The sequence below is a fragment of the Streptomyces sp. NPDC027189 genome (genome assembly GCF_055566975.1).
In genome coordinates this window covers 285,377-311,584 of record NZ_JBVHRI010000006.1, presented here as the reverse complement: position 1 = coordinate 311,584, position 26,208 = coordinate 285,377, and the positions used below count along the sequence as shown (strand labels likewise).

Sequence of the window (26,208 nt, the reverse complement as noted above, 5' to 3'; positions counted from 1 at the left end):
GCCCGTTTTCTCACCGCGTCACCGCCCTGGCTCTGGCTCTGTGACGGGGGCTGCCCACCTGGGTGATCAGCGGTGGCGAGCCGGAACTCCCGCTCATAGCTTCGGCCTATGACCAAACGACAGATGGCCTACCTCGCTTGCATCGCGGCTGTCGTGGCGTCGGGACTGGGTTGCGCCCCGCCGGCCCACAGCCTGACGGTGCACCGGGTCAGCGCCGGCGAATCGATCCAGAAGGCTGTGAACGCCGCCAGACCGGGGGACACCATCGTCCTGTCCCCCGGCACCTACCACGAGAGCGTCAGCATCACCGTGTCGAACCTGACGCTGCGGGGCTCCGACGCCCAGTCCACCGTCATCGTGCCCGGCCCCGCCTCCGCCGACAGCGCATGTGCCAAGGCCGGCAACGGCATCTGCGTGACCGGGACCGACAGCAAGCGCGTCGCGGGCGTCACCGTACGCTCACTGACCCTCAGAGGCTTTGCCAAGCAGGGCCTGTGGGCATCGGGGACCGATCGGCTGACCGTGCGGAACGTGACCTCCGAGAAGAACGGTCAGTGGGGCATCGCCCAGGAGAAGTCGGTCCGCGGCGTGTTCCGCTACAACACCGCCCAGAACAACGGCGACGCGGGCCTGTTCCTGTCCAACACGGTCAACACCGAGGAGGGCGCCCGCGACACCAAGGGAGCGGTGGTCAGTCACAACCATCTGGTCGGCAACCGGATCGGCGTCACGGTGCGGCGGCTGCGGAACCTGACCGTCGATCACAACGAAGCGACCGGCAACTGCACCGCGGTGTTCGTCGTGGGCGACGAGAACAAGCCGGCCGTCGGGGCCCTGAACGTGCACCACAACTACATCCACGCCAATAACAAGAACTGTCCCAAGACCGCCCGGCTGCCCTTCCTGCAGGGCTCGGGGATCGTCCTTACCGGCGCCGAGGACACGCGGGTGACGGACAACCGGGTCGAGGACAACGTGGGCACCTCCCCGCTGTCGGGCGGCATCGTGCTGTTCAAGAGCTTCGTGGGCGCCCACAACCAGCGCAACGAGATCCGCGACAACGTGGTGATGCGCAACGGCACGGCCGATCTGGCCAACAGGGACACCGGCGACGGCAACACCTTCCACGGCAACACATGCGCGGTCTCCGAGCCCGCCGGAATGTGCTGACCGGTCCGCTTCCCACCCCACTTACAGCACGACAGCAGAAGCGAGGCAACAGATGACGACGGTTGATCCGGCTCCCCCGCCGCCCATGCGGCTGCGCGAGCTCGTTTTCGGGGCGGCGTGCGCCGCCGCCGTACGCGCGGCCGCCCGCCTGGGTGTGGCCGACGCCCTGGAAGAAACGCCCATGAGCGTGGAGGACCTGGCGGCAGCGGTGAAGGCCCAGCCGCGGACACTGCGTCGGCTGCTGCGCGCGCTGTCCTGCCAGGGCGTCTTCATGGAGCACCCCGACGGCACCTTCGCGCACACGGAGATGTCCCGGCTGCTGCGCGAGGACGATCCGCACAGCCTGCGGTACATCGCGCTGTGGTGCACCGAGCCGTGGACGTGGAACGTCTGGCCCAAGCTCGACGAGGCGGTGCGCTCCGGCCGGAACGTCTTCGAGGACGTGTACGACAGGGAGTTCTTCGAGTATCTCAACGAAGAGGCACCCGAGTCGGCGTACGTCTTCAACCGGGCCATGACGACGTCCAGCGAGCAGTCGGCGCGGGACGTCGCCAACCTGCTCGACCTGCGCAACGTGTCCTCGGTCGCGGACATCGGCGGCGGTCAGGGGCAGGTCGTCGCCAGTCTGCTGGAGAAGCACCCCACGATGCACGGCACGTTGCTCGACCTGCCGGGTGTGGTGGAGAACGCCGATCCGCGGCTGCGGAGCGGCGGTTCGCTGGCCGATCGCGTGCGCATCGTGGCCGGGGACTGCCGCGAGGACATCCCGGTCCAGGCGGATGTGTACATCATCAAGAACATCCTGGAGTGGGACGACGAGAGCACCCGCAGGGCGCTGGCGAACGTCCGGAAGGCGGCGCGGCCCGGTGCCCGCGTCATCGTCATCGAGAACCTCGTGGACGACACCCCGTCGATGAAGTTCACGACGTCCATGGATCTGCTGCTGCTCCTCAACGTCGGCGGCGCGAAGCACACGCAGAAGAGCATGGTCGAGCGGCTGACGGACGCCGGGCTGGTCATCGGCGAGATCCGCCCGGTCAACGCGTACCTCCACGCCTTCGAGTGCACCATCCCCAGCTGAGCTTCGCTCTCCCCCCGGCGAAAACCCAGGAAACCCGAGGCCGCCGGTTCCGCGTCTGTCGCGGAGCCGGCGGCCTCGGGTTCTTCTCTCGGACGTCCGCTCAGGAAGCGGCGTCCCGCTCCCAGCGGTAGAAGCAGTGCGCCATGGCGTCCTTGGGGCTGCGCCACGTCTGCGGGTCGTACGCGCTGACGTACGCCGACAGTTGCTCGCTGATGCTCCGGAACTCGGGGTGTCCGGCCACCTTCGCGATGGCGGGCGCGGGGTCCTGGTCGGCTTCGATCAGGTGCATGTACACATCGCCGAACTGGAAGAGGCTGCGCCGGTTGACGCCGATCAGGTGCGGGAGTTCGCCGCGGTCGGATGCGGCGAAGACGTCGGCGATCGCCGGCGCCGAATCCGGCGCCATCCGGGCGACGATCAGGGCGTGGTGCATCGAGTGTCCTTTCTGGGCCGGGGATCAGTTGGGAAGAACCGGAGCGGCCTGACGGTCGCGGGCGGCCTGCTCGATCCGGTCCCGGATGAGGGCCATCTGGACGCGCGAGTTGCGGTTGATGTTGTCCGTCATCCAGGCGTCGTCGACCGGGGCCTCGGGCTTCATCGCGAAGTCCTGCACCCAGCGCATGTGGGTGCCCTGCGGGGTCTCCTTGTACTCCCACAGGATGTTCATGTGGGCGAAGGGGCCGGTTTCGACGCGGCGGGCCCGGACGGTGCGCTTGGCGTGGTCCATGGTCCGTTCCGAGACCCAGCTCCAGACCTTCCCGTTCTCGTCCGGGTGCATGGTCAGGCGGAAGGTCGTCGTGTCGCCGTCGCGGGAGAGCACCTCCAGGGACGCGTATTCGCTGAAGAGCTGGGGCCAGTTCTCGATGTCGTTGGTCATGTCCCAGACGAGGTCGAGAGGGGCGTCGACGGTGATGCTGTTCTCGGTGTGTCCTACCACTTCAGGCTCCAGCCTTGAGGGTCGTGTTGACGAGGTCGAGGAATTCACGGGGGGTCTTGCAGCGCTCCGCGTCGGGGGGCAGCGGCTTGCTGTACCGGTTCTCCAGCTCGCCGACGATGCCGAGCAGGCCGAGCGAGTCGAGGCCGAGGGTGCCGAAGGGCGAGTCCGACGAGTGCGCGAGGTCCTTGGGATCGACGGTGACGCCGGCCGCCTTCTTCATCAGCTTGGCCAGTTCGTCGACAGTCACTTCGATGATCATGCTGTTCTCCTTCCCGCCCGGTCCTACCGGGCGGAGTCGCCGCCACGGCGCACGACCAGCGCCGCGTTGGAGCCCATCAGTCCCCTGCTGAGGACCAGGGCCGTGTGCAGTTCGGCGGGGCGAGCGCGAGACATCACCAGGTCGAGGTCGTGGCAGATGTCGAACACGTTCGGAGTGGGGGGTACTTGGCCGTGTTCCATGGCGAGCACCGCGGCCGCGGTGTCCAGCACGGGTGCCGCGCAGTAGCTCCGCCCCATGCCGGTCTTGGGTGCGGTGACGGGCACGCGGGTACCGTGCGCCCCCAGCGCGTCGGCGATGGCCAGCGCTTCGGCGCGGTCCGCCTCCGGTACGCCCAGGGCGTCGGCGAACACGACGTCGATCTCCTCCGGGGCGCAGTCGGCCTCGTCGAGGGCGCCCCGGATCGCGTGGGCGAGCCCCTCTCTGGACCGCTCCCATTGGGAGGCGCCGGTGAACGTGGCGGCATGGCCGGCCACGGTGGCCCGGACGGCCGCACCGCGGTCGCGGGCCCGGCTCTCGTCCTCCACGACGAGCATGGCGCCGCCCTCCGCCGGAGCGAAGCCACAGGCTCCCGCGGTGAAGGGCCGGTAGGCGCGCTCGGGGTCCTCGACGGTGCTGAGCTCGGGGTAGCCGAGCTGACAGACCATCGAGTACGGCGCCAGCGGCGCCTCCGCGGCTCCGACGACCACCGCGCCGGTTCCGCGCCGTACCACTCGGGCCGCGTGCGCGATGGAGTCCAGCCCACCCGCCTCGTCGCTCGCGACCACTCCGCACGGCCCCTTGAAGCCGCCCCGGATGGAGATCTGGCCGGTGCTGGCGGCGTAGAACCAGGCGATGGACTGGTACGGGCCGACGAACCGGGATCCCTGTCCCCACAGCTTCTGCAGTTCCCGCTGCCCGAACTCGCCGCCGCCGGATCCGGCGGCGGTGACCACGCCTATCTCGTAGGGCTCCGCGGGGTCACCGCTGCCGAGCCCGGCGTCGTCGAGGGAGAGGGCGGCCGCGGCCATGGCGAAGTGGCTGAACCGGTCGGTCTGGACGAGGAATCGCTCCTCGATGAGGGCCGCGGCGTCGAAGGCCCGGACCTCGCCCGCGACGCGGAGCGGCAGGTGCTCGCATCCCTCGCGGGTGATCCGGTCCAGAACGCCGAGGCCTTCCTTGACGGACTTCCAGTACGCGTCGACGCGCAAGCCGTTGGGCGCGATCACACCGATACCGGTGATGGCCGCGCCCCGTGGGCGCTGAGTGCTCATGGTGTCCTCCCACCCGGCCCGGTCAGGAGCACCGCGGACTGGAAGCCGCCGAATCCGCTGCCGACGGAGAGCACGTTCTTCAGCTTCCGCGGGCGTGCGGTGCGCGGCACGTAGTCCAGGTCGCACTCGGGGTCGGGAGTCTCGTAGTTCGCCGTCGGCGGCACCACCTGGTGCTTCAGGGCGAGGACGCAGGCGACGACCTCGATCGCCCCGATCGCGCCCAGCGAGTGCCCCACCATGGATTTGATGGAACTCATGGGCGTGTCGTAGGCGTGTGCGCCCAGGGACCGCTTGACCGCGGCGGTCTCGTGCCGGTCGTTCTGCCGGGTGCCCGAGCCGTGCGCGTTGACGTAGTCGATCAGCGTGGGGTCGAGGCGGGCCTGGTCGAGGGTGGTGTCGATCGCCCGGGCCATCTCCAGCCCCTCACCGGTCAGACCGGTCATGTGGTAGGCGTTGCCGTAGGTGGCGTAGCCGCTTATCTCGCAGTACACGTGCGCGCCGCGGGCCCGGGCGTGCTCGTACTCCTCCAGGACCAGCACCGCGGCGCCCTCGCCCATGACGAAGCCGTTGCGGTGCGCGTCGAAGGGCCGGGAGGCGTGCTCGGGGTCGTCGTTGTTGGGCGACGTCGCCTTGATGGCGTCGAAGCAGGCCATGGTGATCGGCGATATCGGCGAGTCCGACGCCCCGGCTATGCAGACATCGGCCCGGCCCTCTTCGATGGTGTGGAAGGCATAGCCGACCGCGTCGAGTCCGGAGGTGCAGCCGGTGGAGACGGTCTGCACCGGGCCTTGAGCGCCGAACTGCTCGGCGACCACGGAGGCGAGCGTGCTGGGCGAGAACGCCAGGTGCAGCTTCGGGTCGGCCGCGCGGTGGTCCACGTCCCACCGTCGGCCACGCTCACTGACCTGGACGTAATCGTGTTCCAGGCGGGTGGTGCCGCCGACCGCGCTGCCCAGCGAGACTCCGACGCGCCAGGGGTCTTCCCGGCTGGAATCGAGGCCGGAGTCGCGTACGGCTTCCCCGGCGGCGACCGCGGCGAACTGTATGTACCGGTCGGCGTGGTCGCGCAGCTCCGGGTCCAAACCGTGCGCGAGCGGGTCGAAATCGCATTCGGCGGCTATCCGCGAGCGCAGGCCCGCCGGATCGAACAGCGAGATGCCGCGGGTCGCGGTGCGGCCATTGGAGAGCAGGTCCCAGAACGCCGTCGCCCCGGTGCCGCCCGGAGCGACCACACCGATACCGGTGACGGCCACCCGCCGGGTCACTTTATGGCCCCACTTCGCTCGGACGGCTGTCCGTGGTCCGGCGCGGACAGGTCCGGCCCCGCGGTGGCGAACTCGCGGCTGGGTGCGGTGATGTCGGTCCCCTCCGTGTCCACATGGCCGAGGCTCGGACGAGGGGCGAGCGGGCCCAGGTGGAAGACCATGCGGGCTTCCGTGTCGCCGACATTGCGGAAACGGTGCCGCATGTTGATCGGGATCAAGAGGCCCTGATCGGGCTTGATCGCGTGCGTGTCGTCGTCCAGGTCCACCTCGAGCGCGCCCGCGACGACGTATACGAACTCCTCGGAGTACGGGTGGTAGTGCTCGCCGATGCGCTCGCCGGGCTGGATGATGGCCAGGCCCATGAAACCGCTGGTGGAACCCGCAGTGGCGGGCGTGAGCATGGCCCGGATGTCACCTCCGCGCCTGCGGTTGGGTTCCGTCTCGCTCAGGTCCACGATGCGTGGATGCTGCTTGATCATGGTTGATACCTCCGGGTGTGGCAGTGACGTCCGGGTGGAGCGGCCGCGGGCAGGAGCCCGCGGCCGTTCCGTCAGGAACCCGCCGAGCTGCGGTCGGTGATGGGCATCATGTCGGCGTGCGACAGGAGGCGGTTGATGTTGCGTTCCGTCTCCAGGGAGCCCTCGACACCGATCGCCGCACCGTCGAGGAGGCGCTCCAACTCCGCCGCCTTCTTGGCACCCTTGAGACCCAGTGAGGCGACGGGGTCCTTGTCGAGGTCGCCCACCATGTCGATGAGGCGCACCACGGTGTCGTCGCGCTGGAAGACGGTGCTTCCGTACACCGGGCTCTTCGGGTCGTCCGCCGCGGCCTCGTCCTGGTGGGCGAGCAACCGGGCCAGTTCCATCCCGCAGCCCCGCTTGGCCGGGTAGTACAGCGCGTGCCGCCGCAGGCCGGCGGGTTCCGTGCGACCGGCCACCACGTGGTGCACGGCCGGAAGCGCCGCCCGAGTGAAGAAGACCCGCGCGGAGCCGTCGTCGGTCAGGTCCCGCTCCTGCTCCAGGTACGGGTTGATGGCCTCTTCGACCGCCCGCACCTCGGGCTGACGCGCGACGTGGCGCAGGGCCACGAGGAGGTCGCCCTCCACTTCCACCGCCCGCACAACGCGGTTGCCGTGCATGAACAGCGAGGTACGGCGCAGCCGCGTGGTGTCGTCGACCTGGGCCTGGGGTGACTGGTACCCGGCCAGGATCTCGGCCACCTTCGATTCGGAGCCCGGCTTGACCGTGAAGGTGAGGGCGTGGCGTGCCACACCGTCGCCCACGCGGGCCTGCACCTGCCTGCTCGCCTTGGCCGACTCCGGCGTGAGCGGCTGAGCCGGGCTGGTCTCCCGCAGGATGCTGTAGCGCATCGACCGGGTGTCCCGGACACAGTCGTGCATCGGCCGGACCGTTTCGACATGCTCCTCGCTGTTCACCCAGGCCAGGAAGGGCGGAGCGCTCTCCCACTCGCTGGTGATGAGCCACTGCGAAGGGTTTTCGATCGACTGGCAGAGCTGGTCACTGAGGTGACCGGGAACCGACGCGACCTGATTGCGCATGTGCTCATACGCGTCGAGGAACTGCTGCTGGGCTCCTTCGTACAGATCGAGCAGCAGGATCACCCGCAGCCTGGAGCCGTCGAACGCCGACTGCGATATACGTCCCGTGGTGGTCATCCGGCACACCTCTCCTCTTCATTACGGAAGGTCAGGAACGACCGCCGTGTCCCGAAAGGCCGGGGTCGCCATGAGCCGATCGTTGACGGGACCTCCCAAGTGCGCGAGCCCCACGGTGCGGACGAGTGAACCGCGTGCCATCCGGGTGCCCCGAGCGAGCGAACCCGTCAGCACAGGGCATGGAAACTGCATCCCATCCCTGACTCACCTCGCAGGTGACGCTGGAGGCATTCAATGAACCGATTGGAAGAGGCCGGCGAGGTCGGTCACCACACGCCCGTCCTCATCGTCGGCGGCTCTCTGGTGGGCCTGTCCACCTCTCTGTTCCTGGGGCGCCTCGGCGTGCCGCACATGCTCGTCGAGCGCCACTCGGGCACGTCGATCCATCCGCGCGGACGTGGAAACAACGTGCGCACCATGGAGTTGTTCCGGGTGGCCGGGGCTCAGCAGCGCATCCGGGAGGCCGCTTCGATCCTGGCGGACAACCACGGCATCATGCAGACGCCGACCCTGGTGGGCGAGGCCGGCGAGTGGCTGTTCAAGGAGATCGACCCCGGCGGCGGGCTCGCGCGCTTCAGCCCGAGCGCGTGGTGTCTGTGCAGCCAGAACGACCTCGAGCCGGTGCTGCTGGAGTGCGCGCGGGAGCTGAGCGGCGATCTGCGCTTCTCCACGGAGCTGATGTCGTTCGACCAGGACGCCGACGGGGTGACCGCGCAGGTCAAGAGCCGCGACACCGGCGAGCACAGCACCATCCGCGCGGACTACCTCGTCGCCGCGGACGGTCCGCGCAGCCCCATCCGCGAGCGGCTCGGCATCGGGCAGACCGGACCGGGCGACCTGTTCCACAACGTGAGCCTCACGTTCACCTCCCGCGGCCTCGCGGACGTCGTCGGTGACCGGCGCTTCATCTGCTGCTACCTGACCAATCCGGAGGCCGACGGTGCCCTTCTGCCGGTCGACAACAAGGAGCACTGGGTGTTCCACGCCCCCTGGCACCCCGAACACGGCGAGACCCTGGAGGAGTTCACCGACGAGCGGTGCGTGGAGCACATCCGGCGGGCCGTCGGAGTGCCGGATCTCGATGTGGAGATCACCGGCAGAGCCGCCTGGCACGCGGCCGAGCGGGTGGCCGAACGGTACGGGGACGGCCGGGTGTTCCTCGCCGGGGACTCGGCCCATGAGATGTCCCCCACCGGGGCGTTCGGCTCCAACACCGGTATCCAGGACGCGCACAACCTCGCCTGGAAGCTGGCCGCCGTGCTGGGCGGCTGGGCCGGTCCCGGGCTGCTGCGGTCCTACGACGCGGAGCGCCGGCCGGTCGCGGCGGCGACCAGCGCACGCGCTTCCTCGCGTTCGGTCGAGCACAGCCACCCCGGATTCACCCCCGGCCCCGGCGTCGGTGGGCCCGGCGGTCCTGTGGGCTCTGGAGGTCCTGGGGGCCCCGGCGGTCCTGGCGGTCCTGGCGGGAAGGGCGGTCCTGGCGGGAAGGGCGGTCCTGGCCCCGGCGGAATCCTCAACGTGGCGCTGTGCTACCGCTACCCGCGGGGCGCGGTCCTGGGTGCCGACCAGGCGATGCCCGTTGTACCGGACGGCATGCGACTGACCGGCGAGCCCGGGAGCCGGGCGCCCCACATGTGGCTGAACCGCTCCGGCACCCGGGTCTCCACCCTCGACCTGTACGAGCGGTCCATGGTGCTCCTGAGTTCCGCGGACGGCGCCGGCGGATGGCACTCCGCGGCGAAGGGCGTCGCGCATCAGCTGTCCGTGCCCCTCGACTCGTACCGGATCGGCAGCGGGCCCGACGCGGAACTGTCCCCCGCGAGCGACATGGACTGGGCGGAGGTCCACGGCGTCACCGCGGACGGTGCGGTGCTGGTCCGCCCCGACGGGTTCGTCGCATGGCGGTCGGAAGGCCCGTCGGCGGACCCGAAGACAGCGTTGGAACAGGCCCTCATGGCGGTCCTGGACCGGGGCTGACCACACGAGCCCGGCGATGAAGGTACGGACTTCCGGCGCCCCGTGTCGATCACGCGGGCGCCGGGTCCGATCACCGGCCAGGCTCACCCGCGCCCGCGAATTTCCCCTACGCGCGCACGACCCGAAAGGGCTGCCCGCTGTCCTGCCATGCCTTCAGGCCACAGTGTCTGTTGGTGCGGTGAGAGCGTGAAAGCCGTGGTCACCCGGCGCACGGAAGCTCGCACCGGCATCCGGTGTCGCTCCGAGTCGCCGGCCCGAACCGAGCGGACTCGACCGCCGAGGCCGGACGAGCCGGGCCGAACCCCGCGCCCAGTTCCTCCTCGCGGGCCTCGGAGACCGGCTTTTCGAGCGAGCTGATCTCCTGCGGGGTCACGGTGCCCTCCGCCATCCGGCGGCGCAGCAACGCACCGCTCATCGCAGATAGGACGACGAGGGCGAGGGAAGACTCATCGATGCCGCCACGACGTTCCTATTGACGTCGAAGGACAGTTGTCCAGTCGATGATCGCGGTCGCTTCGACCTCGACCAGGTGGTCGGGTACGTCCAGTGCCACAACGCCCGGCAGTGTGTCCGGCGGTACCGGGGTGATCCCCAGCTTCGCGGCCGCCCGGGTGATCCCCTCCACGAGCAGGGACATCTTGTCGGGGGTCCAGTCGACGACGTAGACGGTCAGTTTCGCCACGTCGTCGAAGGAACCGCCCACCTCGGCCAGGGCGGTGCCGATGTTGAGATAGCACTGCTCGACCTGAGCGGCGAGGTCGCCTTCGCCGACCGTGACCCCCTCGGCATCCCAGGCGACCTGCCCGGCGATGAAGACCAGCTTCGCCCCGGTCGCGATCGACCCAACCGGCCCCAGGATGCGGCCAGGCAGCCGCCGCCCAACTCCTGTGGAGATCACGCCCTGTGGAGCTCGTTCAGACGTATTCCGCAGCCGCGTCCAGCAGCCAGTCCGTCAGGTAGCCGGCGAAGGACGAACGGACCAGCACCCAGAATCCGGCCCTGGATTCGTCCCGGGCAACCAGCACGATCTGTGCGCGGGCCAGGGTGGTCTGGGCGCAGCGTCCGACGCCGAAGGCACGCGGGTGCAGATCCAGCGGGCAGCCGTGTGCCAGCAGGTCGCGGGCGTGGGGACCCGCGACGAGGAGGGTGGTGCGCTGGGCGGAGACATCGGTGACGGACACGGACTCGTCGCCGGTCGCCGCCCGGATCCGGCTCTCCAGGTCCTGCTGAGTGCCCGCCGGACCGACCACCAGCCACTCGTCGGGGCCGAGCCACAGAGCGGTCAACTCCCCGGCGCGTACGACGGTGTTGGGTTCGAGGGGCAGTGCGAGACCCAGCGCGAGCCCGACGGCGTCCGCTGCCGCTCCCTTGGCGTCGAGCCGGACGTTGACCTGGGCCAGGAAGGGGAGTTCGGCCAGCCGGACCGCGCCCCCGGAGGCGCGGGTCGCGGCGGCCAGGCGGTCGGCGGCACCCGTCAGGGGGCTGCGGCGCTGGACGGAAAGGGCGGTGTCAGCCATCTCGGCGGGCTCCCTCGGGGTCGTAGAGGACGGGGCTTGCGACGGTCACCGGGACCAGCCGGTCGCCCACGGGGGCGTAGAGCCGCTCGCCGATGCGGTCCCGGCCGCCCTTGATCAGGGCGAGGGCGAAGGTCCGGCCGAGCGCCGCGCTGCGGTAACTGGAGGTGACATGGCCGAGCATCGGGACGGGCGGGGCCGGCAGCACGCTGTCCGCGACCAGTTGCGTGCCCTCGGGAAGGAAGGTGCCGGGGTCCTCGGGGAGCAGGCCGACCAGGTGCTTGCGGTCGGGGCGGACGGCGTCGGCGCGGGCGTAGGAGCGCTTGCCGATGAAGTCGGGCTTCTTCTTCGACACCGCCCAGCTCATGCCGAGGTCGTGCGGGGTGACGGTGCCGTCGGTGTCCTGGCCGATGATCGGGTAGCCCTTCTCCGCGCGCAGGACGTGCATGGTCTCGGTGCCGTACGGGGTGATGCCGAACGGGGCACCGGCCTCGTACAGCGCCTCCCAGAGGGCGAGGGCTTCCCACGGTGACACGTTGATCTCGTAGGCGAGTTCACCGGAGAAGCTGATCCGGCACACCCTGGCCTCGATGCCCGCGACGGTCGTCTCCCGCCATGCCATGAACGGGAAGCTGTCGTTGTCCACCGCCAGCTCCGGCGCGAGCGCGCCCAGGACGTCGCGGGAGCGGGGGCCGACAAGGGCGACGGTGGCCCACTGCTCGGTGACGGAGGTGCAGTGGACGAGCAGTTCGGGCCACTCGGTCTGCAGCCATTCCTCCATCCAGTCCAGGACGGCGGCCGCGTTGCCCGTCGTGGTGGTGACCAGGAAGCGGTCCGGTGCGAGACGGATGACGGTGCCGTCGTCGAAGACCATGCCGTCCAGGCGGCACATGACGCCGTAGCGGATCATGCCGACCTTCAGGTTGCTCATCATGTTGGTGTAGAGCCGGTCGAGGAAGACGGCGGCGTCCGGGCCCTGTACGTCGATCTTGCCGAGGGTGGAGGCATCCATGAAGGCGACGGTCTCGCGGGCGGCGGCGCACTCGCGCAGCACGGCGGCGTCCATGTCTTCGCCGTCCTGCGGGTAGTACCAGGGCCTCTTCCACTGGCCGACGTTCTCGAACAGGGCGCCGTGCATGACGTGCCAGTCGTGCAGGGCGGTCACGCGCACCGGGTCGTGGAGCGCGCCACGGTCGCGGCCCGCCAGGGTGGCGAAGGAGACGGGGGTGTAGGGCGGCCGGAACGTCGTCGTGCCGAGGGCCGAGATGTCCACCCCGAGGAGTTCGGCGACGATGCCGCTGGCGAGCACTCCGGACGTCTTGCCCTGGTCGTTGGCCGTGCCGGCCGTGGTGTAGCGCTTGGTGTGCTCGACCGAGCGCAGACCTGCGCCGGTGGCGCGGGTCAGGTCGTCGATGGTGACATCACGTTGGAGGTCGACGAAACGGGGTGCGTCGGCGGCGCCGGGGACGAGGAAGACCTGCATGGCCGGAGACTGCGGCTCGGCGGCCACTTCTGGGAGGCGGGGCGCCTCGAAGGTGTAGCCCTCGGCCTCGATCGCTCGGGCACCGGCAGCCGCGCCCTGCGCGAGGACCGCGGCCAGGTCGAGGACGCCGTTCGCGCTGCCCGCGACCTCGACCGCCTGCCGGCAGGTGTCGGGGACGAAGGAGCCGAGGGTGTCGTCGTAGCGCAGCTTTCCGCCCGCCTGGCTGAACAGGTGGGCGACGGGGTTCCAGCCGCCGGAGACCAGCAGGAGGTCGACGGCGAACTCCCGGCGCCCTGTGGACTCCCCGTACGGGGCGACCGTCACCGCGGTGAGACGCGCGCCGCCTTCTGTGCCGGTGACGGCATGTCCGGTCAGCACCTCGATCCCGGCCTCCCGCGCACGGCGCGCCCACTCCCCCGGCTCGGACCGGGTGTCGACGATCGCCGCGACCTCCACACCCGCTGCCGCGAGATCCAGCGCGGCTGCGTAGGCGCTGTCGTTGGTGGTGAAGACGACGGCGTGGCGGCCGGGCAGGACACCGTGGCGGTTGACGTACGCGCGGGCCGAGGCGGCGAGCATCACACCGGGGCGGTCGTTGTCCGCGAAGGCCAGCGAGCGCTCGTGGGCGCCGGTCGCCAGGACGACGCGACGGGCTCGGATGCGCCAGACGCGCTCGCGGGAGACGTGCTCGGGGGCCTCGGAGCCGAGGTGGTTGGTGCGGTGCTCGACGGCGAGGAGGTGGTTGTCGTCGTAGTGGCCGAAGACCGTGGTACGGCGGAGTACGCGCACCTCGGGTGCCGTGTCGAGCTGCTCGCCCAACTCCCGTACCCAGTCGAGCAGTTGAGCCGTGCTCAGCAGGCTGCCGCCCAGCTCGGGCTGGTCGTCGGCGAGGATGACGCGTGCTCCGCTGCGGGCTGCGGCTGCCGCGGCGGCGAGGCCGGCCGGGCCGGCGCCTACGACGAGCAGGTCGCAGTGTGCGTGCACGGCGTCGTAGCGGGCGGGGTCCGGTTCGGTCGCGAGGCGTCCCTGGCCGGGCAGGCTGGTCGCCACAAGGCCGTCGTACAGCTCCACGGTCGTCGCGGGCAGCATCGGCTCGGGGAAGGGTGCCTCGATCTGGACGACGGCGTTGGGCTCCTCTACGCCCGCCGAGAAGATGCCGCGCGGGCGGCCGAGCTTGATGCTCGTACCGGCCTGGATGACGCCGTTGGCCAGGAGGGCGGAGGCGAGGGTGTCGCCGCGGACGCCTTCGTACTCCGTGCCGTCGAAGACGAAGCGGAGCCGTTCGTCGCGGTGGACTCGGCCGCCGGTAAGGAGCCGGAACGGTTGGCTCTCCCCCACCCCGCCCCTTCCCGTAACCAGGGGGTCCGGCCCCTGGGCCCCCGCTGGGGGCTGCGCCCCCAGACCCCCGTCGCCCTCAACGGGCTCGTCCTCAAGCGCCGGACGGGCTGATGGTGGCGGACTCGCCTGAGTAGTGGCCGGACCCGAATCAACCGTGGTCGGGCGCGACTCCCCCGACCGGTACACGGCCAGGATCTCGTTCGTCCCCGTGTCCCGCACCGCGTTGAACCAACGGCGACAGCCCGCCGCATGGCTCCAGCGCTCGGCAAATGGCCCCTTGGGGTTGTCGCGGAAGAAGAGGTAGCGCGCCCACTCCTCGTCGGTCAGATCAGCGGAGTTCTCCGGATACGGCACATGGGCCTGGCCGCCGTAGTGGAACTCGGCTTCGTCACGGGGCCCGCACCAGGGGCAGGGGATCAGCAGCATGGGTTCGGCTCCCTAGTGGGCCACGGCGGCCGCGCCGTGCTCGTCGACGAGCGCGCCGGTGGTGAAACGGTCGAGCGAGAAGGGGGCGTTGAGGTGGTGAGGGGTGTCGTGGGCGATGGTGTGGGCGTAGACCCAGCCGACGCCGGGAGTGGCCTTGAATCCGCCCGTGCCCCAGCCGCAGTTCAGATAGAGGTTGTCGACCGGAGTGAGTCCGACGATGGGTGAGGCGTCGGGGCTGACGTCGACAATGCCACCCCAGGTGCGCAGCACATGGGCGCGGGCGAAGACCGGGAAGAGCTCCAGGGCCGCGGACATCTGCTCTTCGATGATGTGGAAGGCGCCGCGCTGGGTGTAGGAGTTGTAGGAGTCGATGCCCGCGCCCATCACCAGCTCACCCTTGTGCGCCTGGCTGACGTACACATGGACCGCGTTGGACATGACGACCGTCGGGTGCACGGGCTCCAGCAACTCGGAGACGAGTGCTTGCAACGGGTGGCTCTGCAGCGGGAGTTCGATGCCTGCCATGGCGGCGAGGACCGAGGAGTGGCCGGCCGAGCAGAGCGCGACCTTGCCCGCGGCGATCGGACCGAGGGAGGTCTGTACGCCGACTACCTGGCCGCCGACGATATCGAGGCCGGTGACCTCGCAGTTCTGGATGATGTCGATCCCGGCTGCGTCTGCGGAGCGGGCCAGGCCCCAGGCGACGTGGTCGTGTTTGGCGATGCCGGCGCGCGGCTGGTAGGTGCCGCCCATGACCGGATAGCGCACATCGGGCGAGATGTTGACGATCGGGCAGACCTCTTTGACCTGCTCGGCGTCGAGCCACTCGGCGTCAACGCCGTTGAGCCGGTTCGCCTCGACGCGGCGCACGCTGTCGCGGACGTCCTGAAGGCTGTGGGCGAGGTTCAGCACACCGCGCTGGGAGAAGAGGATCGGGTAGTCGAGCTCCTCCTCCAGTCCCTCCCACAGCTTGAGCGCGTGCTCGTAGATGCCCGCACTCTCGTCCCACAGGTAGTTGGAACGGATGATGGTGGTGTTGCGGGCCATGTTGCCGCCCGCCAGCCAGCCCTTCTCCAGCACGGCGACGTTGGTGATGCCGTGGTTCTTCGCCAGGTAGTGGGCGGTGGCGAGGCCGTGGCCGCCGCCGCCCACGATCACCACGTCGTACGACCGCTTGGGCTCGGGCGTGCGCCACAGCCAGTCGGGGTGCTCGGGGAGTTCGGCGCCGGGGGTGCGGGGGCTCATCGGACTTCTCCGGCTTCTGTTCCTGCTGCTTCTGTTTCTGACAGGTGCGGGTAGAGCGGATGCTTGGCCGCCAGCGCCTCCGTGCGGGCCCGCAGGACGGCGATGTCGGGCTCGGGCTGAAGCGCCAGCGCGATCACGTCGGCCACCTCGGCGAAGTCCTCTTCGGTGAAGCCGCGGGTGGCCAGCGCCGGGGTGCCGATCCGCAGTCCCGAGGTGACCATGGGCGGGCGCGGGTCGAAGGGCACGGCGTTGCGGTTGACGGTGATACCGATCTCGTGGAGCAGGTCTTCGGCCTGCCTGCCGTCCAGTTCGGAGTCCCGCAGGTCGACCAGGACGAGGTGCACGTCCGTGCCGCCGGTGAGGACCTTCACCCCGGCGGCCGACGCGTCGGCGCGGGTGAGGCGTTCGGCGAGGATGCGGGAGCCGGCGAGCGTGCGGGCCTGGCGTTCGGCGAACTCGGGTGACGCGGCGACCTTGAAGGACACCGCCTTCGCGGCGATGACGTGCTCCAGGGGCCCGCCCTGCATGCCGGGGAACACCGCCGAGTTGATCTTCTTGGCGAGGTCGGCCTCATTGGTGAGGATGACTCCGCCGCGCGGACCGCCGAGCGTCTTGTGCGTCGTGGTGGTGGTGACGTGGGCGTGCGGTACGGGATTGGGGTGCAGCCCGGCGGCGACCAGGCCCGCGAAGTGCGCCATGTCGACCATCAGCAGGGCGCCCACCTCGTCGGCGATCCGGCGGAAGGCCGCGAAGTCCAGCTGCCTCGGGTACGCCGACCAGCCCGCGATGATCATCTTGGGGCGGTGTTCCTTGGCGAGCCGTTCCACCTCGTCCAGGTCGATGAGGTTGTCCGCCTCGGCCACGTGATACGGCACCACGTTGAGCATCTTGCCGCTGTAGTTGATCCGCATGCCGTGGGTGAGGTGCCCGCCGTGCGCGAGGTCGAGGCCGAGAATGGTGTCGCCGGGCTGGAGCAGGGCGAAGAACACGGCGGTGTTCGCCTGGGCGCCCGAGTGCGGCTGGACGTTGGCGAATCCGGCGCCGAAGAGGGACTTGACGCGCTCGATGGCGAGGCGCTCGGTCACGTCGACGTGTTCGCAGCCGCCGTAGTAGCGGCGGCCGGGGTAGCCCTCGGCGTACTTGTTGGTGAGGACCGAGCCCTGGGCCTCCAGCACGGCGGAGGGCGCGAAGTTCTCGGAGGCGATCATTTCGAGGGTGGACTGCTGGCGGTGCAGCTCGGCGCGGAGTGCGGCGTGGACCTCGGGGTCCAATTCCGCCAGGGGGGTGTTCAGCGCGTTCATACGGCGTTCGCGTTCCTCTCGGCGGCCTCGACGACATTGGCGAGCAGCATCGCCCGCGTCATGGGTCCTACGCCCCCGGGCATCGGCGCGAGCCAACCGGCGACCTGGGCGGCGTCCGGGTGCACATCGCCGACCAGCCCGTGGTCGGTGCGGGTGATGCCGACGTCCAGGACCGCCGCGCCGGGGCGCAGCATGTCCTTGGTGATCAGCCCGGGCGAGCCGGCGGCCGCGATGACGATGTCCGCCTCGCGTACGTGCCAGGCCAGGCCCTTGGTGCCGGTGTGGCACAGCGTCACGGTGGCGTTCTCGGACCTGCGGGTGAGCAGCAGCCCGAGGGGCCGTCCGACGGTGATGCCCCGTCCGATCACGCACACCCGTGCTCCGGCGATCGGTACGTCGTACCGGCGGAGCAGCTCGACGATGCCGCGCGGGGTGCACGGCAGCGGGGCCTCGACGCCGAGGGCGAGCCGGCCGAGGCTGACGGGATGCAGGCCGTCCGCGTCCTTGGCCGGGTCCATGCGTTCCAGTACGGCGTTGGCGTCCAGGTGGCGCGGCAGCGGGAGTTGGACGATGTAACCGGTGCAGGCCGGGTCGGCGTTGAGCTCGTCGATCACGCCCTCGACCTGCGCCTGCGTGGCGTCGACGGGCAGTTCACGGCGGATGGAGGCGACGCCGATCTGCGCGCAGTCCCGGTGCTTGCCGCCGACGTAGGCGCGGCTGCCGGGGTCGTCGCCGACCAGGACCGTGCCGAGCCCCGGCGGACGGCCGCCCGTGGCGGTCAACTTGGCCACGCGCTCGGCGAGTTCGCGGCGGATCGCAGCGGCGGTCGCCTTGCCGTCGAGCAGCTGTGCGGTCACCGGCGGTACTCCTTCTCTCGAAGTCGACGCTGGGTACTAGCCACGGAGGCGGGACATGGTCGGGTCGAACAGGGGCTCCTCGGCGACGACCGCCTCGACGCGCTGGTCGAAGTAGCCGATGTGCACGGCGGTGCCGGGGGTGGCGAGTTCCGCCGGGAGCCAGGCGTAGGCGATGCCCTTGCCGATCGTGTAGCCGTAGGCGGCGCTGGTGACATAGCCGACGGGGCGATCACCGTCGTACACCGGCTCCTTGCCCATGACGACGGACTGCGGGTCGTCGATGGTGAGGCAGGTCAGCCGCCGCCGTACGTCGGCCTTGCGCCGCTCCAGCGCGGCCTTGCCGATGAAGTCATCCTTGTCGAGCTTGACGGCGAACCCGACTCCGGCCTCGTAGGGGTCGTGCTCGTAGGTCATGTCGGTGCCGAAGGAGCGGTAGCCCTTCTCCAGGCGGAGGCTGTTGAAGGCGCCACGCCCTGCGATGATGCCGCCCAGCGGCTTGGCCGCCTGCCACAGGGTGTCCCACAGCTTCTGGCCCAGGTCGGCGGTGGTGTACAGCTCCCAGCCGAGCTCACCGACGTACGAGAGGCGCATGGCCGTGACGGGGACGGAGCCGATGTGGGCGCGCTTGGCGCGGAAGTACTTCAGGCCGTCGTTCGAGAAGTCCGCGTCTGTGAGGGGCCCGAGGACCTTGCGGGCGAGCGGTCCCCACAGGCCGATGCAGCACGTGCCAGGGGTGATGTCGCGTACGTGGACCGATCCGTCGACGGGGAGGTGGCGGGTGAACCAGTCGAGGTCCAGGTTGCCGTTGGCGCCGACCTGGAAGAGGTCGCGGGCCAGCCGGGCGACGGTGATGTCGCTGCGGATGCCGCCGTCCTCGTCCAGCAGAAGCGTGTACGTGACGGAGCCGACGGACTTGTCGACCTTGCCGGTGGACAGCCGCTCCAGGAAGGCGGCGGCACCGGGACCGGCGACCTCAAGGCGCTTGAGGGCCGTCATGTCGTACATCGCGACGGTCTCGCGGGTGGCCTGCGCCTCGGCGCCGACGATGGGTGACCAGTAGCGCGCGGCCCAGTCGTTCGGGGTCGGGATGGAACGGCCTTCGACCAGGCCTGCGTTGGCCTCGTACCACTGGGGACGCTCCCAGCCGTTCGCCTCCAGGAAGAAGGCGCCCAGCTCCTGCTGGCGGGCGTGGAAGGGGCTCGTGCGGATCGGGCGCGGGTCCCCCGACGGCTGGAGCGGGTGCAGGATGTCGTAGACCTCGACGAAGTTCTGGCAGTCGCGGGCCAGGACGTACTCGGGGGCGAGCTGGTGCGGCTCGAAGCGGTTGACGTCGCACTCATGCAGGTCGAAGGACGAGCAGTAGCCGTCGACCAGCCATTCGGCCACTGCCCGGCCGACGCCGGCGGAGTGGGTGACCCAGACGGCCTCGGCGACCCAGAAGCCCTTGACGTCCGGGGACTCGCCGAGGAGGGGCAGGCCGTCGGTGGTGAAGGAGAACAGGCCGTTGATGCCCTCCTCGACCTTGGCCTCCTTCGTCGCCGGAAGCAGGGACTGGGTCTCGGTCCAGGCGTCCTCGAAGTCGTCCTCGGTGAACTTCAGCACCGACGGCATCGCGTCGGCCTCGTCCACGGACAGGATGTCGTCGGCGGAGACCGGCATCGGGCGGTGGCCGTAGTAGCCGATGCCCAGGGTGTCGAAGCGGTCGCGGTAGTAGAGGTCGGCATCCTGGTGGCGCAGGATCGGGCGCACCGCCTCCTCGGTCTGGCCCGCCAGCGCCGGTACCGGGCCGGTCCAGGCCAGTTGGTGGCCGAGCGGGGTGAGCGGAAGGTTCATGCCGGCCATGCGGGCGATCTTCGGGCCCCAGATGCCGGCGCAGCACACGACGATGTCGGCGGGCACCTCGCCCTGGTCGGTGAGGACGCCGGTCACCCGGCCCCCGCTCTGCTGTACGTCGAGGACTTCGTGGCGGGCGAGGAAGCGCACGCCACGCTCGGTGGCCCGGCGGATCTGCGCCTCGACGGCGAGGACGGCCTTCGCGAGGCCGTCGGTCGGTACCAGGAGGCCGCCGAGGACCTTGTCCGCGTTGACGAGCGGGTGCTGTTCGACGCACTCCTCGGCGCTCAGCAGCCGGGCCTCGATGCCCCAGGCGGTGATCCAGCCGTGGCGGCGGTGCAGTTCCGCGACGCGCTCGGGGGTGGTCGCCACTTCGAGGCCGCCGACCTGCAGGAAGCAGGGCTGACCGTCGACGTCGAGGGAACAGAACTTCTCGACCGTGTAGCGGGCCAACTCGGTCATGGTCTTGGAGGAGTTCGTCTGGAAGACCAGGCCCGGGGCGTGCGACGACGATCCCCCGGTGGCAGGGAGCGGGCCCTGGTCGACCACGGTCACTTCGGTCCAGCCTCGCGCGGAAATCTCGTCGGCGAGCGCCGCTCCCACGACGCCCGCTCCGATGATGACCACTCGGGGTCCCGCCATCGCCGCACCTCCGGCTAGAAAGCAATCCAGTTGCTGTCTGCGCAACATGCTTCAGGTTGCGCAACTCAATGTGCCCGTCGCGAGGAGTGGGTGTCAAGGGGTCCGTGACGTCGGAAAACAGCCCGAAACGCGACGAGGCCCGGCAGGCTGCCAGCGCAGCCTGCCGGGCCCGTCCGGCGGGGTTTCCGGGTCGCTCGTGCCTCAACGCTCCAGCTCCGGAGCGGTGCCGGAGACGGAGCCGCGTCGCGCCCTACTTGATCCAGGCGTCGACCTTGTCGGGGTTGGCCTCGACCCACTTCTTCGCCGCCGCGTCGGCCGACATCTTGTCCACCGCGATGTACTTGGCCACGGCGTTCTGATCGTCGTTCGTCCAGTTGAACTTCTTCACCAGGTCATAGGCCGGGCTGCCCGACTTGGCGAACTTGGCGCTGACGATCTTGTCGAGGTTGTACACGGGATAGTCGCAGGCGACCTTCGCCGCATCGGCGTCACAGCCCGTCTTGTACGTGGGCAGATTGACCTTGACCAGCGGCACCTCGGACAGGAACCACTGCGGCTCATAGAAGTAGCCGATCACCCATTCCTTGTTCTTCTCGGCCTTTCGGTAGGCCTGGATGAGCGCGGTCTCGCTTCCCGCGTACACCACCTTGAAGTCCAGCTTCAGGTTCTTCACCAGCGCCTCGTCGTTGGTGACGTACGACGGGTCACCGTCGAGCAGCTGGCCCTTGCCGCCCGACTCCGAGGTCTTGAACTGGGACGCGTACTTGTCCAGGTTCTTCCAGTCGGTGATGTCCGGGTGCGCCTTCGCCAGCCACGGCGGCACGTACCAGCCGATGATGCCTTTGTTGCCGGTCTGACCTGCCTCGACGGCGGTCTTCTGCCCGGTGATGTACTTCTTCTTCAGGTCGTCGTGACCCCAGTTCTCCAGGACCGCGTCGACCTCGCCCGTTCCGAAGCCCTGCCAGGCGATCTCTTCCTTCAGGTCCTTCTTGGTGACCTTGCAGCCGAGCTTGTGCTCCGCGACATAGGCGACGACCGCCGCATCGGCCTCGTAGCCCACCCACGGGTTGACCGCGAGGTTGAAGGTGCCGCACTTGCCCGAACTGTCCGAGCCGGCGGAGCTGTCACCGACCTTCGCACCGCCGCAGGCGGTGAGGGTGAGGCCGAGGACCGCAATGCCGGCCGCGCCGACTCTCCACTGTCTTGCTTGCCTTGCCATGGTCAGTGCTCCTTATGCGCTCGTACGTCGCGCCGCTGCCTGAGTGATCCGGTCGAACATGACACCGAGCAGTACGATGGCGAGCCCCGCCGCCAGCCCCTTGCCGTACAGCTCTCCCTGCGAGAATCCGGCTACGACGTCGTAGCCGAGGGCGCCCGCTCCTACCAGGCCGCCCACAACAACCATCGACAGCACGTAGATCAGGCCCTGGTTGGTCGCGAGCGTCAGGGCACTGCGTGACATCGGCAGTTGAACCTTGGTGATGATCTGCCAGGTGTTGCACCCGGCAGCCGTGGCCGCCTCGACGGTGGTCTCGGGAACGGCCCGCACTCCGTCCGCGATGATCTTTATGGCGACCGGAACCGCGTAGACGACGGCAGCGACGATCGCCGTGAAGCGTGTCGCGCCGAACAGCGCGAGGAACGGCACGAGATAGACGAACGGCGGCATGACCTGCGCAGCGTCCAGGGTGGGCCGCAGCAGCCGGTCCACGAGCAGGCTGCGCCCCATCCACACCCCGAAGCTGACACCGAGCACCATCACCAGGACCGTCGCCACCACGGTCGACGCCAGCGTCGTCATGCTGTCCGACCACACCCCCGTGCCGACCAGCAGTCCCACGCACACGGCCGTGGTGACCCCGGCGCGCCATCCGCCGAGCACCGCGCCGAGTCCGACCAGGGCCGCGCCGACGAGCCACCACGGGGAGTCGGTGAGCAGCGTCTGGAACGGATTGAGCAGTCCGTTGGTGATGGCGTCGCGGAAGGCGTTCGTGACGCCCGACAGGTTGTCCTGCGCCCAGGTGGTCACGTTGTCCGCCGCGCTCGCGATGCTGCTGCCCGTGCTGCCCTCTCCGGGGAACTCGGCCGCCCATACGTACGTGTGCGACAGATACACCAGCACCGCCGCCGCCACTCCTCCGCCCACCAGCAGCGGTCGCCGCCACCTGAGGAAGCGGTTCCCCGAGCGCCGGGCCGCCTCCGCCCTTCCGCTCGCCGCCGTCGTGACCCGGTCAAGCACGATCGCCATGACGACGATGGCCAGGCCCGCGTTGAAGGCCGTGCCGACGTCGAGCGACTGCAGGGCCTGCACGACGGTCTTTCCGAGGCCGGGTGCGTCGATCAGGGCCGCGATGGTCACCATGGCCAGGGCAGCCATGATGGTCTGGTTGACGCCCATCACCACGGTCCGCTTGGACATCGGCAGCAGGACCTTCAGCAGCGTCTGCCGCCGCGTCGATCCCAGTGAGTCGGCGGCTTCGACCGTGGTCTCCGGTACGGAGCGGATGGCGTGTGCGGTGATGCGGATCGCCGGTGGCGCCGCGTAGATCAGGGTGGCGATCGTGGCGGAGGCAGGACCGATGAGGAAGAACAGCGTCAGGGGGGCCAGGTAGACGAAGGTCGGCATCGTCTGCATGAAGTCCAGGAAGGGCGTCATGATCCGGTTGAACCGGTCGGACAGCCCCGCCCACACACCCAGCGGGATCCCGAACAGCAGCGCCACGAAGACCGCGGAGAGGGTCAGCGCCAGCGTGTCCATGCTCTCCAGCCACAGGCCCTGCAGCCCGAAGAAGGTGAAGCCGGCCACGGCCAGGAGGGCGACCCGCCAGTTGCCCACGGCCCAGGAGATATAGCCGGCGATGCCGACGACGCCGAGCCAGCCGATCTGTGGCAGCGGTCGACCGTCGGAGGGCTGGGAGATCAGCGACTGGATGAAGGTCACCAGGTTGTCGATGACCAGACGGATCTCGTTGAAGAAGTACAGGAAGAGCGGGTTGGAGTTGCGGTCGGCGCCGATCGTGTCGTTGACGTCGTTGAACCAGCGGTGCAGATCGGTGAGGTCCGCCGCCGCCAGCGTCAGGGTCTGCTTTCCGCGCAGCACGGCGAAGAGCACCAGCCAGGCGACCAGGATCGCGGCCACCATCATGCGGCGGCTGATCCTGCGCACGCCCGCGACGGGCGCGGTCTTCTCCGCTTGCTCCGCCTTGTCGGCGTTCTCCGGCTTCTCCAGGGCGACGGTCATCACATGTCGCCTTCCTGCCCGGCGACGACAGCGAGGATCTCCTCGTCACCGACGATGCCGAGCAGCTTGCCGTTCTCGACGACCTTGACCGGCTTCTCGGCCGCCAGCACCGCCCGGGTGGCTTCCCGCACCACGACGTCCGGGCCCAGCTCGGGGCCGTCCAGGGGGTCGTCCGGCTCCGCGGGACGCATGATCCACCGCAGCGTGAGTACGTCACCGCGCGGCACGTCCTTGACGAAGTCGCGTACGTAGTCGTCGGCGGGGGCACCCACCAGTTCGTCGCCGGTGCCGCACTGGACCATCTTGCCGTCGCGCATGATGAGGATGCGGTCGCCCAGCTTGAGCGCCTCGGAGAGGTCGTGGGTGATGAACACCATCGTCTTGCCGACCTCGTGGTGCAGACGGATGACCTCGTTCTGCATGTCACGGCGGATCAGCGGGTCGAGCGCCGAGAACGGTTCGTCGAAGAGGAGCACGTCCGGATCGCCGGCCAGCGCACGGGCCAGACCGACGCGCTGCTGCATGCCGCCGGAGAGCTGGTCCGGGTAGGAGTTCTCGTAGCCGGAGAGGCCGACCAGTTCGACGACCTCCAGGGCCCGCTTGGTGCGCTCGGCCTTGCTCATGCCGCGGATCTCCAGGCCGAAGGACACGTTGTCGACGACCCGGCGGTGGGGCAGCAGCCCGAAGTGCTGGAAGACCATGGAGAACTTGCTGCGCCGCAGTTCGCGCAGCCGCTTGTCGTCCGCGTCGCGGATGTCCTCGCCCTCGAAGACGATCTCACCGGCGGTGGGTTCGATCAGTCGGGTCAGACATCGCACCAGGGTGGACTTGCCGGAGCCGGACAGGCCCATGACGACGAAGACCTCGCCGGGCGAGACCTCGAAGTTCACGTCGCGCACGGCGGCGGTGCATCCGGTGCGGTCCATCAGCTCGCGGCGGGTGAGCCCGCACAGCTCCTCGGAGTCCGGTACCTGGTCTGCCTTCGGCCCGAACACCTTCCACAGCTTGCGCACGGATATGACCGGGGTGGGGGCCGAGTCCTGTGGCGTGCCGCGCCGCTGCGGCACCTCGGTCTGTGCTGGGGTCACGATCGACCTCTTTTCGGCGTTCAGCCGCGGAACCAGTGCTGCGGCCGGGGTTGGATGTTCTGCCAGATGTGCTTGGGCTCTCGGTACTCGTCCAGGCCGGTCGGTCCCAGCTCCCGGCCCACGCCCGAGTGCCCGAAGCCACCCCATTCCGCCTGCGGCACATAGGGGTGGTAGTCGTTGATCCACACCGTGCCGTGGCGCAGCCGCCGGGCGACCCGCTGGGCCTTTCCGGCGTCCTGCGTCCAGACGGCTCCGGCGAGTCCGTACTCGGTGTCGTTGGCGATGCGTACGGCGTCGTCCTCGTCGCGGAAGCGCTCCACGGTGAGCACGGGTCCGAAGGACTCCTCGTGCACCACACGCATGTCCTGCCGACACTCGTCGAGCACGGTGGGCGGGTAGTAGTGGCCGTTCGCCAGTGCGGGGTCACCGGGGCGTTCGCCGCCGCAGCGCAGTACGGCGCCTTCGGCGAGGCCCGCCGCGACGTACGCCTCGACCTTCTCCAGGTGCTGTGCGGAGATCAGCGCTCCGGTCTCGGCCTCGGGGTCGAAGGGTCCGCCGAGGCGGATCTGCCGGGCGCGGCGGACGACCTCGTCGACGAAGGCGTCATGGAGGGAGTCCTCGACGATCAGACGGGCGCCGGCCGAGCAGACCTGTCCCGAGTGCAGAAAGACGGCCGTGAGGGCGAAGTCCACGGCCGTCTCGAAATCGGCGTCGGCGAAGACGACGTTGGGGTTCTTGCCGCCGAGCTCCAGCGCCACCTTCTTCACTGTCGAGGCGGCGGTGGCCATGATGCGCTTGCCGGTCTCCAGACCCCCGGTGAAGGAGACCATGTCGACGGCCGGGTCCTCGGAGAGCGGTGCGCCCACCTCGGGCCCGGTGCCCAGGACGAGATTCGCGGCGCCGGCCGGGAGCCCGGCCTCCTCGAGTGCCCGCATCAGCAGGATCGAGGTGGAGGGGGTGAGCTCACTGGGTTTGAGGACGATCGTGTTGCCCGCGAGCAGGGCGGGCGCGACCTTCCAGGACGCCTGGAGCAGCGGGTAGTTCCAGGGGGTGATGAGCCCGCACACGCCGACCGGTTCGTGGACGACTCGGCTGACGGCATCGTCGCGGCCGGTGTCGATCACCCGGCCGGCATCGGTGCCCCCGATCCCGCCGTAGTAGCGGAAGCAGGAGACAACATCCGCGATGTCGTACTCGCTCTCCACCAGTCGCTTGCCGGTGTCCAGTGATTCGGCGCGGGCGAACTCCTTGGCGTCGCGCTCGATGAGGTCGGCGGTGCGCAGCAGCAGCGCACCGCGCTCCCGCTCGGGGGTGTGTGGCCAGGGGCCTTCGTCGAAGGCACGGCGGGCCGCGGCGATCGCGGCCTCGGTGTCGGGACGCGTCCCCTCGGACACGGTCGCGGCGAGTGTGCCGTCAGCGGGACAGCGGATTTCCCGGTGACCTCCGGCCACCGCATCGCGCCATTCTCCGTCCACATACAGGTCTGCCACGTGTGGAGCCCTTCGAGCGAATTCCGTTGCGCATCGTGCACCGTATTGCTTGTGGTGGAACACCCTGGCGAATGTGCGGACATACGTCAAGGGGTTGGCAGATGACGATTTCACC

General features: G+C 69.6%; 22 protein-coding genes. 3 read left to right on the top strand and 19 right to left on the bottom strand.

Going from position 1 to position 26,208, the window contains the following annotated elements; translation table 11 throughout:
* Nucleotides 1-108 precede the first annotated feature (108 nt).
* Together ACZ4RZ_RS17515 and ACZ4RZ_RS17510 are read left to right on the top strand one after the other, a co-directional pair.
* Entirely contained in the window at nt 109-1,170 is a 1,062-nt protein-coding gene (locus ACZ4RZ_RS17515; protein WP_467745476.1) for a right-handed parallel beta-helix repeat-containing protein, read from the top strand.
* A gap of 52 nt (nt 1,171-1,222) precedes the next feature.
* A complete protein-coding gene (locus tag ACZ4RZ_RS17510; protein WP_467745474.1) occupies nt 1,223-2,251 on the top strand; it encodes a methyltransferase in 1,029 nt (342 codons plus the stop codon).
* A 100-nt stretch (nt 2,252-2,351) separates the two neighbouring features.
* On the opposite strand, the gene ACZ4RZ_RS17505 is transcribed toward ACZ4RZ_RS17510, so the two are convergent.
* From ACZ4RZ_RS17505 to ACZ4RZ_RS17475, 7 genes are all read right to left on the bottom strand, one after another.
* On the bottom strand, nt 2,352-2,684 hold the full coding sequence (locus ACZ4RZ_RS17505; RefSeq protein WP_369250880.1) for a TcmI family type II polyketide cyclase: 333 nt from the start codon (nt 2,682-2,684) through the stop codon (nt 2,352-2,354).
* A 24-nt stretch (nt 2,685-2,708) separates the two neighbouring features.
* On the bottom strand, nt 2,709-3,188 hold the full coding sequence (locus ACZ4RZ_RS17500; RefSeq protein ID WP_467745472.1) for an SRPBCC family protein: 480 nt from the start codon (nt 3,186-3,188) through the stop codon (nt 2,709-2,711).
* Between the two features lies 1 nt (nt 3,189).
* Nucleotides 3,190-3,447 (bottom strand): phosphopantetheine-binding protein, encoded by a 258-nt coding sequence (locus tag ACZ4RZ_RS17495; protein WP_467745471.1) that lies wholly within the window; start codon nt 3,445-3,447, stop codon nt 3,190-3,192.
* 23 nt (nt 3,448-3,470) lie between these two features.
* Nucleotides 3,471-4,718, bottom strand: a complete 1,248-nt coding sequence (locus ACZ4RZ_RS17490) for a ketosynthase chain-length factor (protein WP_467745469.1) — start codon at nt 4,716-4,718, stop codon at nt 3,471-3,473.
* Nucleotides 4,715-5,983 (bottom strand): beta-ketoacyl-[acyl-carrier-protein] synthase family protein, encoded by a 1,269-nt coding sequence (locus tag ACZ4RZ_RS17485; protein WP_467745467.1) that lies wholly within the window; start codon nt 5,981-5,983, stop codon nt 4,715-4,717. The genes ACZ4RZ_RS17490 and ACZ4RZ_RS17485 overlap by 4 nt, the downstream gene beginning before the upstream one ends.
* Nucleotides 5,980-6,462 (bottom strand): cupin domain-containing protein, encoded by a 483-nt coding sequence (locus ACZ4RZ_RS17480; RefSeq protein WP_467745466.1) that lies wholly within the window; start codon nt 6,460-6,462, stop codon nt 5,980-5,982. Before ACZ4RZ_RS17480 ends, ACZ4RZ_RS17485 begins: the two co-directional genes overlap by 4 nt.
* Nucleotides 6,463-6,533: 71 nt before the next feature.
* Nucleotides 6,534-7,658 carry a SchA/CurD-like domain-containing protein gene (locus tag ACZ4RZ_RS17475; protein WP_467745464.1) on the bottom strand — a complete coding sequence of 375 codons (1,125 nt, stop codon included), beginning with the start codon at nt 7,656-7,658 and terminating at the stop codon, nt 6,534-6,536.
* A 234-nt stretch (nt 7,659-7,892) separates the two neighbouring features.
* Here ACZ4RZ_RS17475 and ACZ4RZ_RS17470 point away from each other — a divergent pair, with 234 nt between their 5' ends.
* On the top strand, nt 7,893-9,635 hold the full coding sequence (locus ACZ4RZ_RS17470) for an FAD-dependent oxidoreductase (RefSeq protein ID WP_467745462.1): 1,743 nt from the start codon (nt 7,893-7,895) through the stop codon (nt 9,633-9,635).
* A gap of 199 nt (nt 9,636-9,834) precedes the next feature.
* On the opposite strand, the gene ACZ4RZ_RS17465 is transcribed toward ACZ4RZ_RS17470, so the two are convergent.
* The 12 genes from ACZ4RZ_RS17465 to ACZ4RZ_RS17410 all read right to left on the bottom strand — a co-directional run bounded on the left by ACZ4RZ_RS17465 (nt 9,835) and on the right by ACZ4RZ_RS17410 (nt 26,093).
* Nucleotides 9,835-10,050: a hypothetical protein gene (locus tag ACZ4RZ_RS17465; RefSeq protein WP_467745460.1), complete on the bottom strand. Its 216-nt coding sequence runs from the start codon at nt 10,048-10,050 to the stop codon at nt 9,835-9,837.
* Nucleotides 10,051-10,104: 54 nt separating this feature from the next.
* Nucleotides 10,105-10,533: a RidA family protein gene (locus tag ACZ4RZ_RS17460; protein WP_467745458.1), complete on the bottom strand. Its 429-nt coding sequence runs from the start codon at nt 10,531-10,533 to the stop codon at nt 10,105-10,107.
* A 16-nt stretch (nt 10,534-10,549) separates the two neighbouring features.
* Entirely contained in the window at nt 10,550-11,152 is a 603-nt protein-coding gene (locus ACZ4RZ_RS17455; protein ID WP_467745456.1) for a sarcosine oxidase subunit gamma, read from the bottom strand.
* Entirely contained in the window at nt 11,145-14,396 is a 3,252-nt protein-coding gene (locus ACZ4RZ_RS17450) for a sarcosine oxidase subunit alpha family protein (RefSeq protein ID WP_467745454.1), read from the bottom strand. Before ACZ4RZ_RS17450 ends, ACZ4RZ_RS17455 begins: the two co-directional genes overlap by 8 nt.
* 12 nt (nt 14,397-14,408) lie before the next feature.
* Nucleotides 14,409-15,641, bottom strand: a complete 1,233-nt coding sequence (locus tag ACZ4RZ_RS17445) for a sarcosine oxidase subunit beta family protein (protein ID WP_467745453.1) — start codon at nt 15,639-15,641, stop codon at nt 14,409-14,411.
* A complete protein-coding gene (glyA, locus tag ACZ4RZ_RS17440; protein ID WP_467745451.1) occupies nt 15,638-16,942 on the bottom strand; it encodes a serine hydroxymethyltransferase in 1,305 nt (434 codons plus the stop codon). Before glyA ends, ACZ4RZ_RS17445 begins: the two co-directional genes overlap by 4 nt.
* Nucleotides 16,939-17,799 carry a bifunctional methylenetetrahydrofolate dehydrogenase/methenyltetrahydrofolate cyclohydrolase gene (locus tag ACZ4RZ_RS17435; protein ID WP_467745449.1) on the bottom strand — a complete coding sequence of 287 codons (861 nt, stop codon included), beginning with the start codon at nt 17,797-17,799 and terminating at the stop codon, nt 16,939-16,941. The genes glyA and ACZ4RZ_RS17435 overlap by 4 nt, the downstream gene beginning before the upstream one ends.
* Before the next feature lie 36 nt (nt 17,800-17,835).
* Complete coding sequence (locus tag ACZ4RZ_RS17430) at nt 17,836-20,274, bottom strand: GcvT family protein (RefSeq protein WP_467745448.1); 2,439 nt, start codon at nt 20,272-20,274, stop codon at nt 17,836-17,838.
* Nucleotides 20,275-20,524: 250 nt separating this feature from the next.
* Entirely contained in the window at nt 20,525-21,493 is a 969-nt protein-coding gene (locus tag ACZ4RZ_RS17425; protein WP_467745446.1) for an ABC transporter substrate-binding protein, read from the bottom strand.
* 12 nt (nt 21,494-21,505) lie between these two features.
* Complete coding sequence (locus ACZ4RZ_RS17420; protein WP_467745445.1) at nt 21,506-23,515, bottom strand: ABC transporter permease; 2,010 nt, start codon at nt 23,513-23,515, stop codon at nt 21,506-21,508.
* On the bottom strand, nt 23,515-24,603 hold the full coding sequence (locus ACZ4RZ_RS17415) for a quaternary amine ABC transporter ATP-binding protein (protein WP_467745443.1): 1,089 nt from the start codon (nt 24,601-24,603) through the stop codon (nt 23,515-23,517). The genes ACZ4RZ_RS17420 and ACZ4RZ_RS17415 overlap by 1 nt, the downstream gene beginning before the upstream one ends.
* Nucleotides 24,604-24,623: 20 nt before the next feature.
* Nucleotides 24,624-26,093 (bottom strand): aldehyde dehydrogenase family protein, encoded by a 1,470-nt coding sequence (locus tag ACZ4RZ_RS17410; RefSeq protein WP_467745441.1) that lies wholly within the window; start codon nt 26,091-26,093, stop codon nt 24,624-24,626.
* Nucleotides 26,094-26,208: the final 115 nt, after the last annotated feature.